At 57.6% G+C, this 15,643-nt stretch carries 11 protein-coding genes and 1 pseudogene; 6 read left to right on the top strand and 6 right to left on the bottom strand.

The window, feature by feature from the left end:
- The first annotated feature begins 43 nt into the window (after window positions 1–43).
- The 3 genes from LQK91_RS05560 to LQK91_RS05550 all read left to right on the top strand — a co-directional run bounded on the left by LQK91_RS05560 (window position 44) and on the right by LQK91_RS05550 (window position 1,689).
- The gene (locus LQK91_RS05560; RefSeq protein WP_003853455.1) at window positions 44–538 is read left to right on the top strand and encodes an RrF2 family transcriptional regulator; all 495 of its coding nucleotides are present in this window, start codon (window positions 44–46) and stop codon (window positions 536–538) included.
- A 286-nt stretch (window positions 539–824) separates the two neighbouring features.
- On the top strand, window positions 825–1,118 hold the full coding sequence (locus LQK91_RS05555) for a contact-dependent growth inhibition system immunity protein (protein WP_105099204.1): 294 nt from the start codon (window positions 825–827) through the stop codon (window positions 1,116–1,118).
- A gap of 217 nt (window positions 1,119–1,335) precedes the next feature.
- On the top strand, window positions 1,336–1,689 hold the full coding sequence (locus tag LQK91_RS05550) for a type II toxin-antitoxin system HicB family antitoxin (protein ID WP_105099203.1): 354 nt from the start codon (window positions 1,336–1,338) through the stop codon (window positions 1,687–1,689).
- Window positions 1,690–1,773: 84 nt separating this feature from the next.
- Here LQK91_RS05550 and oqxB read toward each other — a convergent pair whose 3' ends face one another.
- Both oqxB and LQK91_RS05540 read right to left on the bottom strand, forming a co-directional pair.
- Window positions 1,774–4,926 carry a multidrug efflux RND transporter permease subunit OqxB gene (gene oqxB / locus LQK91_RS05545; RefSeq protein ID WP_003853459.1) on the bottom strand — a complete coding sequence of 1,051 codons (3,153 nt, stop codon included), beginning with the start codon at window positions 4,924–4,926 and terminating at the stop codon, window positions 1,774–1,776.
- 12 nt (window positions 4,927–4,938) lie between these two features.
- Entirely contained in the window at window positions 4,939–6,093 is a 1,155-nt protein-coding gene (locus LQK91_RS05540) for an efflux RND transporter periplasmic adaptor subunit (RefSeq protein ID WP_003853461.1), read from the bottom strand.
- A 302-nt stretch (window positions 6,094–6,395) separates the two neighbouring features.
- On the opposite strand from LQK91_RS05540, the gene LQK91_RS05535 reads away from it, so the two are divergent.
- From LQK91_RS05535 to LQK91_RS05525, 3 genes and pseudogenes are all read left to right on the top strand, one after another.
- Entirely contained in the window at window positions 6,396–6,737 is a 342-nt protein-coding gene (locus LQK91_RS05535) for a helix-turn-helix domain-containing protein (RefSeq protein WP_003853463.1), read from the top strand.
- Between the two features lie 86 nt (window positions 6,738–6,823).
- Window positions 6,824–7,257 (top strand): annotated as a pseudogene (locus LQK91_RS05530) (ribonuclease domain-containing protein).
- A gap of 2 nt (window positions 7,258–7,259) precedes the next feature.
- Window positions 7,260–7,523 (top strand): barstar family protein, encoded by a 264-nt coding sequence (locus tag LQK91_RS05525; protein WP_008926242.1) that lies wholly within the window; start codon window positions 7,260–7,262, stop codon window positions 7,521–7,523.
- Here the strand turns inward: LQK91_RS05525 and LQK91_RS05520 are convergent.
- The 4 genes from LQK91_RS05520 to LQK91_RS05505 form a co-directional block, all read right to left on the bottom strand.
- Window positions 7,520–9,886 (bottom strand): virulence factor SrfC family protein, encoded by a 2,367-nt coding sequence (locus LQK91_RS05520; protein WP_008926243.1) that lies wholly within the window; start codon window positions 9,884–9,886, stop codon window positions 7,520–7,522. The two genes, LQK91_RS05525 and LQK91_RS05520, sit on opposite strands and share 4 nt — an antisense overlap.
- Window positions 9,883–12,846 carry a virulence factor SrfB gene (locus tag LQK91_RS05515; RefSeq protein ID WP_105099202.1) on the bottom strand — a complete coding sequence of 988 codons (2,964 nt, stop codon included), beginning with the start codon at window positions 12,844–12,846 and terminating at the stop codon, window positions 9,883–9,885. The genes LQK91_RS05520 and LQK91_RS05515 overlap by 4 nt, the downstream gene beginning before the upstream one ends.
- 2 nt (window positions 12,847–12,848) lie before the next feature.
- Window positions 12,849–14,234, bottom strand: a complete 1,386-nt coding sequence (locus LQK91_RS05510; RefSeq protein ID WP_105099201.1) for an SrfA family protein — start codon at window positions 14,232–14,234, stop codon at window positions 12,849–12,851.
- Window positions 14,235–14,405: 171 nt separating this feature from the next.
- Window positions 14,406–15,578: a benzoate/H(+) symporter BenE family transporter gene (locus LQK91_RS05505; protein ID WP_008926246.1), complete on the bottom strand. Its 1,173-nt coding sequence runs from the start codon at window positions 15,576–15,578 to the stop codon at window positions 14,406–14,408.
- Window positions 15,579–15,643 lie beyond the last annotated feature (65 nt).

Below are 15,643 nucleotides of genomic sequence, written 5' to 3'. Positions count from 1 at the left end.
CGGCAATAAAACAATAAGATCCACCGCAACTCAGGATAAAGAAATGCTTGATTATCGCTTCCCGACAGCTTTGCAAATGGTTCTGAGCGTAGCGATGGCGGAGCAAATGGGTAAACGCTCTACCAGCGCGATTCTGGCCTACGGGCTTGAAGCGAATCCCAGTTTCATACGAAAATTAATGGTTCCGCTGACCCGTGACGGCATTATCGTCTCGACGCTGGGCCGTACAGGCTCCATTCACCTGGGCCGTCCTGCTGCGGAAATTACCCTGCGGGATATCTATGTCTCCGTCATCGAAGACAAAAAAATCTGGGCCGCGCGTCCTGATGTCGCACCGCGTTGTCTGGTCAGTGCCAACCTCTGCTGGTACTTTAAGTCGATAGCTGATGAAGCCGAGCAGGCGTCGCTGGATGTGCTGGCAAAACGCACCGTGGCAGACGCGCTGAATGAGCTGAAGGTACGCGATACCAGCAACTGCACTGCCGTGCCAGAGCCTGAACCCGAAGAGATTGATGATCTCTGCAAAAAGAGCCGCTGATAGCGGCTTTTTTTATGCCTGCTGATCCGTAACAGCCTGCCTCAAAACCACCATAAGCCAATAACTCACTTCCTGGGGCGGTTATCACGCTGAACCTGAGGGATCATTTGAAAGTTCAGCATCCATCAAAATATAAATGTTGTTTTCGTTTTCTGAAATGACAAGAGAGCACGTTCACGAAAATCTGTTTTCTGGCTTTTGATGGATGTAAAATTTGAGGGGAAGAGAAAATTAACGGAAAACCCTATTATTTTCTGACTTCATATCCTTCTTTCTGAGGCTATCAATGAATAAAAGCTATAAAAATACTGTAACGCTTATTCGGGTTTTTTTTGGTCAGGATTATGATCTTTTTGGGGAAACGGTAGAAGAAATACTGGACAGTTATTTAGAAACTGAGAATCCAAAAACAGCAGCAAAAGTCTGTCAGGAAGCAGAGTATTTACTATCGTTGAATGATCAGGTACTTACAGAGACGTTTGAATCCATCAGCCAGGGAGAGTTCTATCCTGAACCCTGGGGGGAAACGGTGCGAACTTTTCTGGAAAAGATAAAAAGTCATTTAAGTGCCAGACTTTAACTCTCATGATTAACGGGTCATGTGGTTAATGACTGTGAGTAGAGTTTTTGCCCTAGTGAATAGCGAATGAAATGAGGGAGCGTAAGATGAGTCAGATCACGTTCGCTTCCACTGAAGTGTACCGATATATGTATGGTAAGTTTTATATTATTAATCAATTTATTATTTAGAAAATCCATTGCTGATATTCAGGTAATTAGAATGCAGGAGGCCAAAGATGGATAATCATTCAGTTCTGGCTAACGTCGCCAGGCAACCCGCCGTGATCACCTATGTCCCCGAACTCAATATGTTCCGTGGACGCTTTACTGGCCTGTCAGGTTACTGTGATTTTGTCTCTGACAGCGTACAGGGCCTCTACAAAGAGGGCGACATTTCGCTGCGCGAATACCTGGAAGATTGTGCAGCCTCCGGCATCAATCCTTACGCTGAGCAGGAAAAAATCAAAACCTTCACGCTGCGATACCCTGAATCACTGGGAGAGCGCCTGTCTCAGGCGGCAGCTGAAAATGAAACTTCACTCAATGCGTTTATCATCGAAACGCTGAATGAAAAATTAAGACAGCGTTAACCGCGAAGCCGGATTGACAGGCAATCAATGAATCACAAATAAAAAAAGGGCGATCAGTTGATCGCCCCGGTTAACATCTGTGGTTTACACCGTCACTGACTCTGCATTGCCAGACCGGCGCGTCACCAGTTTGCGCAGGGCGACATAGAACACCGGCGTCAGGAACAGGCCGAACAGCGTCACGCCGAGCATACCGGAGAAGACGGTAATACCAGTTACGCCGCGCACTTCTGCACCTGCGCCTTCACCCAGAATCAGCGGTATGGTGCCAGCGATAAAGGCGATGGAGGTCATCACAATCGGACGCAGACGCAGGCGACACGCTTCCAGCGCCGCTTCCACAATGCCTTTGCCCTGAATCTCCAGCTCCCGTGCGAACTCCACGATAAGAATCGCGTTCTTACAGGCTAGCCCCATCAGCACCACCAGTCCGACCTGCACGAAGACGTTGTTGTCACCGCCGGTCAGCCAGACGCCAAACAGCGCAGAGAGCATCGTCATAGGGACAATCAGGATCACCGCCAGCGGAAGCGTCCAGCTCTCATAAAGCGCCGCCAGCACCAGGAACGCCAGCAGGACAGCCATCGGGAAGACAATCAGCGCGGTATTGCCCTGAGTTGACTGCTGATAACTCAGGTCAGTCCACTCGATGTTCATGCCGTTCGGCAACAGCTGACCGGACATCGCCTCAAGCTGGCTCATTGCCTGCGCTGAAGAGAGCACGCGCGGGTCGGCATCACCAATCAAATCCGCCGCCGGATAGCCGTTATAGCGGATCACCGGGTCGGGGCCATAGGTGGTGGTGATGTTAACCATGCTGCCAATCGGCACCATCTCACCGCGGTCGTTTCGGGTGCGCAGGTTAGCAATATCTTCCACGCTGTCGCGGAAATCGCCATCCGCCTGCGCCATTACACGCCAGGTGCGGCCAAAGCGGTTGAAGTCATTCACATACGACGAGCCAAGATAGGTCTGCAACGTGCTGAACAGGGCAGTCAGCGACACGCCCTGTGCCTTGGCTTTATCCCGATCAACCTTCACATCAAGCTGCGGAACGTTGGCCTGATAGGAGGAGATAGGGAAGTGCATCCCTGGAGTCTGCATGATGCTGCCCGACAGCGTATTGATTGCCGTCTGCAATGCGCCATAGCCCAGACCGGCACGGTCCTGCACATAGAGCGAATAACCGGAACCCTGACCTAGCCCCAGAATCGGCGGTGGCATAATTGAGAAGCCAAACCCCTGCTGGATTTGCGAGATCTTCGCATTGATCTCCGCGTTGATCTCCGCTGCCGTATGTTTGCGCTCATTAAACGGTTTCAGGCCGAAGAAGACCGTTCCGCTGTTTGGCGTATTAGTGAACTGCAACGCATTCAGGCCGGGGAACGCCACCGCATAGGCGACGCCTTCGGTCTGCATACCGATTTCACTCATCTTACGAATCACTTCATCGGTGCGCGCCAGTGACGAGCCTTCCGGCATCTTCACGCCGCCAATCAGGTAGAGCTTATCCTGTGTTGGGATAAATCCACCTGGCACGGTGTGGAACATAAAACCGGCACCGGCCAGCAGCAGCACATACACACCAAATACCGCACCACGGCGACGCAGCGTGCGACCGACCAGTGATTCATAGCCATGCGCACTGCGCTGGAAGAAGCGGTTAAACGGACGGAACAGCCAGCCAAACAGCGCGTCAATGATCCGCGTTAACCGATCTTTCGGCGCATCATGACCTTTCAGCAGCATCGCTGCCAGCGCAGGCGAGAGCGTCAGCGAGTTAATGGCGGAGATCACCGTGGAGATCGCAATGGTGGTGGCAAACTGCTTGTAGAACTGCCCGGTAACGCCCGACAGAAACGCCATCGGCACAAACACCGCGCACAGCACCAGCGCAATCGCAATGATCGGCCCGGAGACCTCTCGCATCGCCTGATGCGCCGCAGCACGTGGCGAAAGTCCCATCTCAATATTACGTTCGACGTTCTCCACCACCACAATGGCGTCATCCACCACGATACCAATCGCCAGCACCAGTCCGAACAGGCTCAGGGTGTTCAGCGAGAAGCCGAGCAGATAGAGCACGCTAAACGTACCGACGATAGAAACCGGCACCGCCAGCAACGGAATGATCGAGGCGCGCCAGGTCTGCAGGAACAGAATCACCACCAGCACGACCAGGATCACCGCTTCAAGCAGAGTCTGAACCACCGCTTTAATCGAGTCCCGGACAAACACCGTCGGGTCATAAGGCGCGGCCCATTTCACATCGTTGGGGAAGCGGGTCGCCAGCTCATCCATTTTGGCGCGAACCGCATTGGAGAGGTCAATGGCGTTAGCACCAGGCGCCTGGAAGATACCGATACCCACTGCGTCTTTGTTATTCAGCTGCGAGCGCAGGGCATAACTGCCTGAACCCATCTCAATCCGCGCCACATCACGCAGGCGCACCAGCGAGCCATCTTCTGAGGTTTTCAGGATGATGTCGCCGAATTCCTGCTCGCTCTCCAGTCGTCCCTGCGTGTTGATCGACAGCAGGAAATCGCTCTGCTTTTTCAGCGGCTCGGCACCCAGCTGACCGGCAGAAACCTGCACGTTCTGCTCCTGCATCGCCGTCACCACATCAGAGGCGGTCAGACCACGCGCCGCGACTTTATTGGGATCAAGCCAGACGCGCATCGCATATTCGCCTGCGCCGAAAATCTGGATCTGACCGACGCCCGGCAGACGCGCAAGCTCATCTTTCACCTTCAGCGTGGCGTAGTTACGCAGGTAGAGCGAATCATAGGTATTGTTGGGTGAGAACATGTGAACGACCAGCGTCAGGGTCGGCGACATCTTCTGGGTTGTCACACCCAGACGACGCACATCTTCAGGCAGACGGGCTTCCGCCTGTGCCACGCGGTTCTGCACCTGCACCTGTGCCTGATCGGGATCGGTGCCAGGACGGAAGGTGACGGTAGTCACCAGCACGCCGTCCGAACCGGCCACAGACTTCATGTACATCATGTTCTCGACGCCGTTAATCGCCTCTTCCAGTGGCGTTGCCACGGAGTCTGCAATCACCTTCGGGTTAGCGCCAGGATACTCAGCACGCACCTGCACGCTGGGTGGCACGACGTCGGGATATTCACTGATCGGCAGTAACGGGATGGAAATGACGCCGGTGACAAAAATCAGGATCGACAGCACCGCAGCAAAAATTGGCCGGTCGATAAAAAAGCGGGAAAAGTCCATAGCGGCCTCGAATTATTGAGCGGCTGCCGCACGCATGGCGACCTGCTGAGCAGTGACCGGCATGCCGGGCATAAACACTTTTTGCAGACCGGCGATGATTACCTTGTCACCGGCGTGCAGACCCGACTTAACAATACGCAGGCCATCTATCATCGCGCCGGGCTGGATATCGCGCCGCTGCGCTTTGCCTTCTCCATCCACCACGTAGACATATTTCCGATCCTGGTCGGTTAACACCGCTTTATCATCGATCAGCACCGCCTCGAACTGCGCGCTGCCTGGCAGACGCACGCGGGCAAACAGACCCGGCGTAAACTGACGCTGTTGATTGTCGAGCAGGGCGCGCATCCGAATAGTGCCCGTGCTGGCGGTCAGCTGGTTATCCGTGAAATCGATTTTGCCCTGATGCGGAAAACCCTGTTCGCCAACCAGCGCAATCTCGACCGGCAGCGCATGACGCTGCTGGCCCTGACGCGCCATCGCCTGATAGTTGAGGAACGTGTTCTCATCGACATCGAAGTAGACATACATCTGCTGCTGCGACACCAGCGTGGTCAGCACGCTGGCGCTGTCGCCAGCGGTGACCAGGTTACCAGCGGTGATCTGCGCGCGGCTGGCGCGACCATCAATCGGTGCGGTGACGCGGGTAAAGTCCAGGTTAAGCTGCGCCATATCGACTGCGGCTTCTGCGGCCAGCACATCGGCCTGCGCCTGACTGGCAGCAGAACGACGCTGTTCCCACGCTTCGCGGGAAATCGCCTGTGTGCCGATCAGCTTCTCGCTGCGGCCGGACTCACTGCGGGCCAGACTCGCCTGGCTGCGTGCACGAGCCAGTTCCGCTTTGGCCTGCTCCAGCGCCGCGCGGTAACTCCGGTCATCAATGGTAAACAACACCTGACCTTTTTTGACTTCATCGCCTTCCCGATAGTTAACCGAGTCGATGTAGCCCGAGACGCGCGGACGCAACTGCACGCTTTGCACTGCTTCCACCCGTCCATTGAAGTTGTCCCACTGACTGACTGGCTTGATCAGCACGGGTGCGGCGCTCACTTCAGGCGGTGGCGGCGGGGCGTTTTGCGCCACACCCTTGTCGCAGCCGCTCAGTTGAGTGATGAGCAGTACCATCCCTAAGAGGGTTAAACCCTGACGAACCCGGTTCGTAATCATTGTTGTTATTCCGCGATAGATATAAACAGGCGGCCTGCAGGCCAATATTTGCAACTTTTAAGATTGCAATTAATCGCGGTGAGTGTAGGCTTGCGGGGCTGGCAACTGCAAGAATAACAGATACACTTTATGTGCGGTTTAGGGCAGGGCGATGAAGACCTGAACAGATCAGCATAAACCCTACAAAGAGTGCGGCATTTAATGTACTAATAAAACTTGCATTAAATGGCATAGTCAGCCACCCTTAAGTGTAACTGCAACTGATACTAATACTTTTCGCCACGGCGACAGGAGAGACTGGAATGATGAGTGATGCCTTTATTCACGATTTAATCGACTGGATTGATAACAACATCGAAGCACGTCTGGATCTGGATACCGTTTCAGAGCGTGCGGGTTACTCCAAATGGCACCTGCAGCGTATGTTCAAAGAGCACACCGGTTATCCATTGGGTGAATATATCCGCGTTAAGAAGCTGAAAAAATCAGCCGATCGCCTGACCACCACCGATGAGCCGATTCTCAATGTGGCGATCTCGTTAGGTTTCGACTCGCAGCAATCCTTTAACCGCAGTTTCAAACGTCAGTATGGTGTCGCGCCGGGTGCATGGCGTCGTCACAGCGGGGAATCGCACGCAGCTTAACCTCGCCAGGGCCAGCTTGTCTGGCCCGCGCTTTTCTCTGTGCATAAAACTGGTATCATCTGCGTCCTGTTGTCTCGGATGCCATCATGTCAAAAAAACTCTGGATTGGACTTTTCCTTGTCCTCGCGGCCTGTTTCTACGGCCTGAAACCTTATCTGAACACGGGTTCTACACCTGCCCAGGCGGATATCGCCACCCGACCGATGCCCATACCGTGGCCCGCTGGGTGCTGCAGCATCAGCAATTGCCGGACTACTACCTCACTAAAAGCGATGCGCGTAAGCGTGGCTGGAATCCAGCCAAAGGCAATCTTTGCGAAGTTCTGCCAGGAAAAGCTATCGGCGGCGATCGATTTACCAACCGTGAAAAACGTCTGCCATCGCGTGCAGGTCGTCAGTGGTATGAAGCGGATGTGAATTATCGCTGTGGTCATCGCGACGCCGATCGTCTGGTCTACTCCTCTGACGGGCTGGTGTTTCTCTCCACCGATCACTACCGCAGCTTCAGACAGGTACCCTGATCATGCTTAATCTGACCTTTGACCTGCGTCAACTCACCACGCGCGCGGCCTTTTATCAGGCGCTTGCTGATCAGAGCGGCTGTCCGCAGACGTTCGGACATAATCTTGATGCGTTATGGGACTGGCTGACGGGTGGGATGGCGCTGCCAGCCACGGTCTGGCTGCAGCACTATGCTGCGCATCAGGCCGATTTAGCGCCAGTGCTGGCGCTGCTGGAAGAGGCGGCGCAGTCGCTGGAGGGCGAACTGCGCCTGATCATTGATTAAGCGCGCAGTGGCCTGAGCAGGGCAACCAGCGCTTCACGGGCTGCCAGTGGCAGATCGCCGCCGCCGGTATAACCATTGTTCTCAATGATGACCTGATTCAGCCCCACCAGCCAGTCGTAGATATAATAGGCAGTATGGTTAGCCGGGGCCGCTGAGAGTTTGGTCAGACGCTGACCGGCACTGAAGCTGACGCTGGGCGCCGGAGGACGTGAGAATATCACCTGACCCCGGTTAACGCGGCTGTCGGGGCGTTCGCTTTCAGGGCGCTGTAAAAAGCCGAGCCAGGCAACAAAATCCCCCAGCACCGTCATCGCCCGCGTCACCTGACGATCGGCGCGTGATTCATGGCTGACGCTCTGCGAATCGGGTTCATGCAGCGCCTGCTGCAGTTTCTGCGCGATATCGGTACGGAAACCGGCCGTAATTAACTCTTCAACCAGCCACTCCATCGTCGCCTTGTCCACGTTGAGCAACGCCAGCAGGCTGCGGTTTTCCGGCAGCTGACGCAGATGATCCAGCCACAGCAGCAGCACCTGACGCGGGAACTGCTGAGCGCTTTGCAGGCTCTGACGCGGCTGAACCGGTGCTTCGGCCGGGCTTTCACTGAACAGGTCAAATTCGAACCCGATGCCGAACTGATTTTCCGGTGCCTGGCTGTTCGCGGGTTTGCTGCCCTGTAATGCTGACTGATTAAGCCAGAGCTGGCGCAGCGCCTCACGCGGCGGCTGCAGGCGTTCCAGCAGTTCGCCATGCAGGCCAGTACGATGCTGCAAACACTTCAGCAGCGTGTCGGCGATGTTCTGTTTGCGTGCCGCCTGTTCCGGACTGGCACCCGCCTCGGTCCAGGGCAGTAAACGCCGCTCAACCACGGTGTGCTGAATCTGCGCCAGCTGAGCCAGCAGCAGGTCGCGGCGGGCTTCCGGCTGCATCTCATCCTGTAACCAGCTTGCCATGCGGTCGACGCCCGCACGATCCAGTGCCAGCATCGATCCCCAGTGCTGACCCGGTTGTCCCATCTGACGCTGCACCGCTTCATCCACATTGACCAGCTGATGGCGGGCATCGAACGGGGTAATCGCCCAGATCAGGCGCGGTTTCTCTGCCGATTCCTGAGCGGGCTGCTGACGCTGCCATTCGCGCAGCGTTTCGCTGGCGAGATCCACATCCTGACGGTGACTGGCTGCGGTACAAACCAGCAGCAGGTCAATCGCCTGACGCGCGGCATAAAGACCAGGCAGCAGGGCGCGTTTCTGCGCCAGCAGCTGCGCACGCAGGGGATCCTGCTGTTGCAGACGCTGACGATCTTCCTGGGTGGCCGCATCACCGGACTGACCCGGCGCGGGCAGCTCCAGCATGTCGGCATCATCATAGAGGGCGGTACGCGGCGTCGAACTAAGTGGCGCCAGCACTTCCAGCGTCAGCAGCGCCAGTAATCCCAGCGGCACGTTCTGCGCCTTGCCGATGCGGTTACCGTTCAGCGGGCAGACTTCGACCAGCTGCTGCTGATCCTGCTCGCTGGCTGGCACAATCAGCTGCTCAGCCGGCAGCAGCGAGGTGTCGGTCAGCAGGCTCAGTGGCGCGATTACGCGGGTGCTGTTACGCAGCTGATGACGAAGATGCAGCAGGCTGCGCAGCATTTCGTTCAGTTCCGGCTGAGCAGGCCACAGCAGTGAAAAGAGCTGCACCCGGTCGTCAACGCTGAGCCACGGCGCCAGCTCAACCGCCTGCGGCCAGAAGTGACGGTCCAGCCGCACATCGTGGTGTGAACGACGACGGCACCAGGACCAGAGCGTGACCAGTGCATCACCGTCAAGACCGGCCAGCGGCGTAGCGAGGCGATGACGCTGCAGGCGCTGCAGTGCGCTGTCAATCTGCGCGGTGTCAGGCGACGTCTCTCCGGCACACGCGACCATCAGCCGCACAATCTCCGCTTCGCTCAGCAGCGTCAGTTCAACCGGCCACTCATTTGAGAGCGGCTCGCGCTGATGGCTGAAACGGGTCGCGGTAGCAAAGTCGAGATTGCCGGGATTGATGTGCTGAAACCAGCTCAGCTGTTTATCGCCCATGCGGGTCACGAGCTGGCCCTGCGCATCGGCCACCATTTCGTTCAGCAGCCAGGCTTTGCCCGCCTGTGACTGACCAAACAGTGCCAGCGTCACCGGACGTGCGACCTGCTGCGCCAGTGCCTGCGCCTGCACGCGCGCCTGACGCAGCTGCAGCGTCAGGGTTTCGGCTTCCAGCGCCAGACGTGGTGACTGCTCGCGGGTAGTTTCAATCCACGTCAGGCTGTTATTCAGGGCGTCCTGCAGCAGGCTAAGGCGTTTTGCCAGCGTTTGCGGCTGACGAGGTTTCAAAGCTTTCATCGTTTACACACGCTCCCGCTGTCAATCCAGTATTGCGCATTGGCATTGCCGGTCGCCGACAGGGTATTCAACTTCAGACTTAACTGCTCCAGCGGCACGCGGGTGCCATCATCCAGGCGCGCATCGCTCAGCACCAGGGTTTCCGGGCCGGAGGCATCGGGGCCGGCTTTTACGGCCAGTTTGATGCGCAGCACGCTCTCACCGGCCACTTTACGCGCCAGCGTGGTGTCGTTCAGCGTCAGGCTATAGAGCGGCGAGGCGGGCCAGCGCTCGTTATCAAGCTGACGGAAGCCGAGACAGACGTTACCACGAATACGAAAACTGCTTTTTTTATCCAGCGCATAGCCAGGATTGTCGAGGTCAATTTCGCTGTAGCACAGGTTCTCATCCGTTAGCGCCTGGTTTTCGTCAAGCATGCCAAGATAGCGAATGGTCGAATAAGGTTCAAAATCGCCTGCGCGGAACCAGAAGCTGCTGAGGCGGAGATCCAGCGCCAGCAGACAGAGCATCGCGCCGACTGCCGCTGTGGATTTCGGGTTGTCGATGCGCCCATGTTTGTTAAACGGATACCAGTCGCTGGTGTGATAGCCTTCCAGCGACAGAATACGGCTGCCCGGCAGCGGCTGCAGATGACGGACCAGCGCCTGAATACCCGGGAAGCGCGACGGGCGACCGGTCAGCAGCAGCACGTCGCACTGATAGAGCGACACCACTTCACACATTGAGCGCAGCGCCGGAATAATTGCCATCCGGTGCTGCATAAATTCGCCATGCAACTGGGCCAGACTGACCACCAGCGGCACCTGCAGCAGGTCAAAACGGCTATTGCCACCCAGTTCACGTTGGATCTCACCGTTAACAAACGCCAGCACCGCGTCGCCCGGAGGCTGATCGACCAGCTCGCCAAACAGCGCGTTGATCTCGGCGTGATTTTCCAGCGGATCCCAGTTTTCGTAACGCTCCAGCACTGCCTGCGCCAGCGGAATAAACAGCTGTAAGGTGACCTGCTGACGCAGTGTCGCCTGACCGTCCATGCGGCTGTCATGACCAAACAGCTTGTTCATCAGCGGTTCTGCCAGCGTCAGACCTGCTTTCTGAAGATGCTGCTGCAGCGCCGGTAAAATCCACAGCTGAATCACATCCAGCAGGATATCGTCGCCTGCCACTTTAAAGCCTTCGCGGAACAGCAGGCGCGGGGTGATTTTGACATTGTTGCCCTGACCATCGTCCAGACGATACTGGGTGATGGCGAGGTCAGTGGTGCCGCCGCCGATATCAATCGAGGCGATACGCAGGCTTTTTCCTGGCAGTTCGTCGGCCTCACGGGGACGATCCGGACGCGCCATGCTGCTGAAGAAGTCTTCGGCACGACCGGCAAAGTTGACCTGGGTTTCATTGAACAGCCAGACCATCTGACCACAGGTCGCTTCATCCCACTCCATCTGCACATCCGGCAGCGGTTTCGGGGTCTGACGCGACAGCGAGGGGGTAAATTCATCTTCGTCCGCCAGCCAGCCTTCCGCTTTCCAGACCAGCGCCAGCGCTTCCTGCATCCGGCGGCGGAAAATTTCACGCTCCGGCTTTGGCATCGCCGATGGCAGCGTCAGGATCACATGGCGCAGCTGACGCGGCGCGTGGCTCTGTGGCATGCGCTGACGCTGTGCCGCGCTGTTCATCTGCATCAGCGCCTGAGCCAGCAGCTCACACAGCATAAAGGTCATTAGCGAACTGCGGCTGTAGTGCGGCGAAAAGACCGGCAGACGATCGTCCGGTGCCAGCGTAGAGAGCGGCTGGCCTTCGTCGTTCAGCAATGTGGTAAAGGGTGCGGCGTAGGCCAGCGGTTCAGCCTGATCGCCAGGGGTGTTAAAGCGCCAGCCTGGCTGATAGCGCGCTTCATCCCACAGATAGCGGCGCGGGCTGGAGAGGCCGGTGCTGCCTTCCAGTCCCACACGCTGCAGGGCCAGACGGCTTGCTTCACGTCCAACGCGCGTCAGAGACGGCCACATAAAGGCCTGTTCACGACCGCTTTCCAGCGAGAAATTCGCTTTACCAAAACGGGTTTCGGCAAACTCCAGACGGCTGTCAAACAGCTCGTTATAAACCTGATGCGGCTCGGAGAGATCGCGCAGCTGCAGCTCATAGGTCTGCTTCAGGCCGTTGCTCTCTTCCGGGTGATCTTCCACCAGAACGCCGCAGGTATGGGAGTTGCCGACATCCAGAATGATATCGACATTGACCGCGGGGGTCTGCAATGTAGCGGCCTGAATGTGAATTTCGCTGAGGTCGAGCTGTTCGCCCAGCAGCTCCAGCAGATTGAGGTAGTGCGCCTGATACTCAAACTCGCGCAGTGCCTGATTAATCGCCTGTTCGCGGCGATCGGACACGCGGTCGGTAAAGGATTCGCGCAGCCAGCCGTCAACCCAGGTCAGATCAAGAAATTCGCCCAGCTCGTAGTTGTGCCAGGCGAGCGCAAAGGTCACGCCATTTTGTGCATCAGCAGGGCTCAGGCCGAGCTGCTCGCCACCGTCCTGTTCCGCCACGCAGCGGGTGTCGAAAGCCAGGCTGACGCGATGGGTATTGCCCGCCGCATCAGGAGTGGGCAGGGCAACCAGGCGCATCCGCGCCCAGTTTTCAGGGCCACCAATAAAGCGACGTCCGCTGGCACAGCGCAGCATCGGCAAGGGCAGCCAGCAGGCTGACAGCAGGGTCAGGGAGTCTGCCAGGGCGATATCGGACTCCGGGCGCACCACTTCAGCGGCACCCCCATCTTCCGGATAGAGCAGAAACTTACCGCTGTTGCCATCGACCTTCAGGCGCAGCAGCGGGCCATTGGCGGTCTGGCGCACAAACTGGCGGCGCGCCGGGGTATCGGAGAGTTGCAGGCCAAAATCCAGAAACTGCACACCGCTGTTTTCAATCAGCGTAATTTTTTGTTTGTCATCGATCAGGGGAGCCAGCATCGTTATTTACTCTCACGCTTAATCGTCATCGGGAAAACCCGGTCTTCAGCATACTGCGCTTCACACACAGCGGCGCCTATACTCGCATGGCAGACCAGCAGCGGCATACGGTAGCGCGAATTGTTCTGGCACTTCGCCGTATAGCGGCTCTCAATAACCAGGTTACCCGCGCTGGTCATGGCGGCGCTGACATCGGCTTTACAGGTGGTATTACCCTGAGCGACCTGCACGCTGCCTTTGCCATTTTTAAACTGGAAGCGCATCACAGGCGGCTTACCGGTTGGCGTTTGCATCTGGTCGATAGTGACCCGCCAGCGGCCATCAATCACCTGTACCTGGCCTTCACGCACGGCGTCCGGCGTTACAATCAGATCATCAGCTTTAGCTGGCACCGGCGGCGTTACCACACTGGCAAGGGTAGCAGATGAGGCAGCAGGCGCGGCGTCGGTGGTGCCCGCGTTTGCCGGGACCTGAGGCAGCGACTCGGGTGGTTTCTCGGCCGTTACTGTCTCCGCAGGAGGCGTCGCAGCTGACGGTGTTGCCGCAACTGGTGCCTGACTCGCAACCGGTGTTGGAGTAGATACCGGTGCTGGCGTTGTAATCGTCGCTGTGGCGGGCTTCGTTGTCGCAACCGGTGTAACCACAGGCTCAGGCTTATGCAGCAGCACGGCCACCGTCACGGCAGCGGCAATCGCCACGGGCGGTAACAGATACCAGATGCGGAAAGGGCGGCGAGCCGCTACAGGCGCGGCTGGCTGAGGTTCTGCAGGCACCACAACCGGCAGCGGTTCAGCCGCCGCTTCGGGTTCAGGTTCGGGCTCAGCGATAATGATCGGCTCAGCGACCACGGGCGTGGCAGGCAGCTCAGGCAGCGGTTCAACCAGTGTAGCCGGCAGGTTTTCATCCAGCGTCTCACGCAGGCAGGCCAGTGCATCATCACGACTGCGTGCCTGGGCATCGACAAAGCCCCAGAAGGTGATAACCGGTTTACCATCAACCAGATAGACATACTGCTGGTCGGGGAATTGCAGGGTTTTGCTCAGCAGGGCACCAAACAGGCGCATCGACGGGTTCTCTGCCGCGCGCGCGCGCGTACTGAGTGCCTGCATATCCTGCTGACAGGCGGTAAGCTGCTGCAGTGCGGCGCGACGTTCATGATCGCTGGCGCCCAGCCAGGATTTCACCCGGCCGTTAATAGGGGAATACCAGTCGAGGCGATCGCCCCGATCATTAGCCTGGGGTATCGCCAGGCAATCTGCCAGTGCGCCCTGACGGCGCAGACGCAGGGTTTCACGAATTTGCAGTGCGGAGGCGTAGACCGGCTGGCCATTTTCACCTAACGCCAGAACTGCATCCAGATTACCGCTGCGCAGAATAGTTTTTGCCACCTGTTGGGCCCTTATCGGTCGTTGTCTGAGGCAGAAAATCGCGTGTTATCGACGATTAGGTTGATTTTACGCGGGGCAATGACAAATCAAACGGCAGAAAAGGAGGTAAATCCAGTGTTTTTTTCATCGGCGGGTGGAAAAATAACCGATATTTCAGCGGGTATCACGTCATCAGACGGTTCTGCGCACCAGCACCAGGTGAGCAATGATACCGCCTGCCAGTCCCCAAAATGCCGGACCAATACCCAGCAGCGAAACACCCGACGCCGTGATCAAAAAAGTCACTAACGCGCTGTCTCGTTCGGCAGGCACATCGAGTGCGCGATGCAGGCTGCCGCCCAGCGTTGCCAGGAGTGCCAGACCCGCCAGCGCCTCGATCAGCACCGCAGGCAGCGCACTGAACAGCACGGCAATGAGCGCACCGGACACGCCCGCCAGCAAATAAAATATGCCGGCCAGCACCGCCGCCCGCCAGCGCTGCTGAGGATTTTCGTCGACCTCATCGCTCATGCAGATCGCCGCCGTAATCGCCGCCACGCAGACCGAAAAGCCTCCAAACGGCGACAGCAGCAGGCCAGTCAATCCTGTCCAGCTCATCAGTGACGAGACCGGCGGTCGGTAGCCGTGCGCCTGTAATGTGGCGATGCCGGGGGCATTCTGCGAGGCCATTGTCACCAGGAAGTAGGGCACGCCCATCCCCAGCTGCGTGGCCAGGGTAAAGTGCGGCATCACCGGCTCCGGCAGAGCCAGCATAATCGACTGCTGCGGAAAGTGGATGGCGTGCTGCGCCAGCGCAATCACAACGCCCACCAGCAGCGTCACCAGAATGGCATAGCGGGTAAGCCAGCGACGCGCCAGCAGCCAGGCCAGGCACATGCTGCCGCACAGCACAAAATTGCTCTGTAAATCGGCAAAGGTCTGAAGTCCGAAGCGCAGCAGAATACCCGCCAGCATCGCCGCTGCCAGTGAAGCGGGAATGTGGTTCATCAGCCGGGCAAACAGACCCGTCACACCCGACACGACAATCAGCAGGTTGGCGAAAACAAAGACGCCAACCGCCTCATTCAGCGAAATGCCGTGGAAACTGGTCGCCAGCAGTGCGGCGCCCGGCGTGGACCAGGCGGCCAGCACCGGCATGCGATAACGCAATGACAGCCCGATTGAGACAATTCCCTGCGCGAGGCCCAGCACTGACAGCCAGCCCCCAATCTGTGCGGGCGAGGCACCTGCCGCCTGAAACATCTGATAGATGATTGCGCCGCTGCTGCTGTAGCCCACCAGCACAGCAACAAAACCCGAGACCAGCATCGGCAGGGTAAAACGGGACGATTCCGCTCTCGTCATGATCAGACTCTCAGTAAGGTTGTGCGTTATAGCGCACATGGTCGCATGATGCGCTATAACGCACA

It is taken from the genome of Pantoea sp. MHSD4 (assembly GCF_021043305.1).
Lineage (GTDB): Bacteria > Pseudomonadota > Gammaproteobacteria > Enterobacterales > Enterobacteriaceae > Pantoea > Pantoea eucalypti.
This window is presented reverse-complemented; position numbering and strand designations above follow the sequence as displayed.

Excerpts from the sequence above, each read along its gene's own strand:
- LQK91_RS05535 (WP_003853463.1), top strand. The coding sequence starts at position 6,396 with ATGATGAGTGATGCCTTTATTCACGATTTAATCGACTGGATTGATAAC.
- LQK91_RS05505 (WP_008926246.1), bottom strand. The coding sequence starts at position 15,578 with ATGACGAGAGCGGAATCGTCCCGTTTTACCCTGCCGATGCTGGTCTCG.
- LQK91_RS05525 (WP_008926242.1), top strand. The coding sequence starts at position 7,260 with ATGCTTAATCTGACCTTTGACCTGCGTCAACTCACCACGCGCGCGGCC.
- LQK91_RS05560 (WP_003853455.1), top strand. The coding sequence starts at position 44 with ATGCTTGATTATCGCTTCCCGACAGCTTTGCAAATGGTTCTGAGCGTA.
- oqxB (WP_003853459.1), bottom strand. The coding sequence starts at position 4,926 with ATGGACTTTTCCCGCTTTTTTATCGACCGGCCAATTTTTGCTGCGGTG.
- LQK91_RS05515 (WP_105099202.1), bottom strand. The coding sequence starts at position 12,846 with ATGCTGGCTCCCCTGATCGATGACAAACAAAAAATTACGCTGATTGAA.
- LQK91_RS05540 (WP_003853461.1), bottom strand. The coding sequence starts at position 6,093 with ATGATTACGAACCGGGTTCGTCAGGGTTTAACCCTCTTAGGGATGGTA.
- LQK91_RS05555 (WP_105099204.1), top strand. The coding sequence starts at position 825 with ATGAATAAAAGCTATAAAAATACTGTAACGCTTATTCGGGTTTTTTTT.
- LQK91_RS05550 (WP_105099203.1), top strand. The coding sequence starts at position 1,336 with ATGGATAATCATTCAGTTCTGGCTAACGTCGCCAGGCAACCCGCCGTG.
- LQK91_RS05520 (WP_008926243.1), bottom strand. The coding sequence starts at position 9,886 with ATGAAAGCTTTGAAACCTCGTCAGCCGCAAACGCTGGCAAAACGCCTT.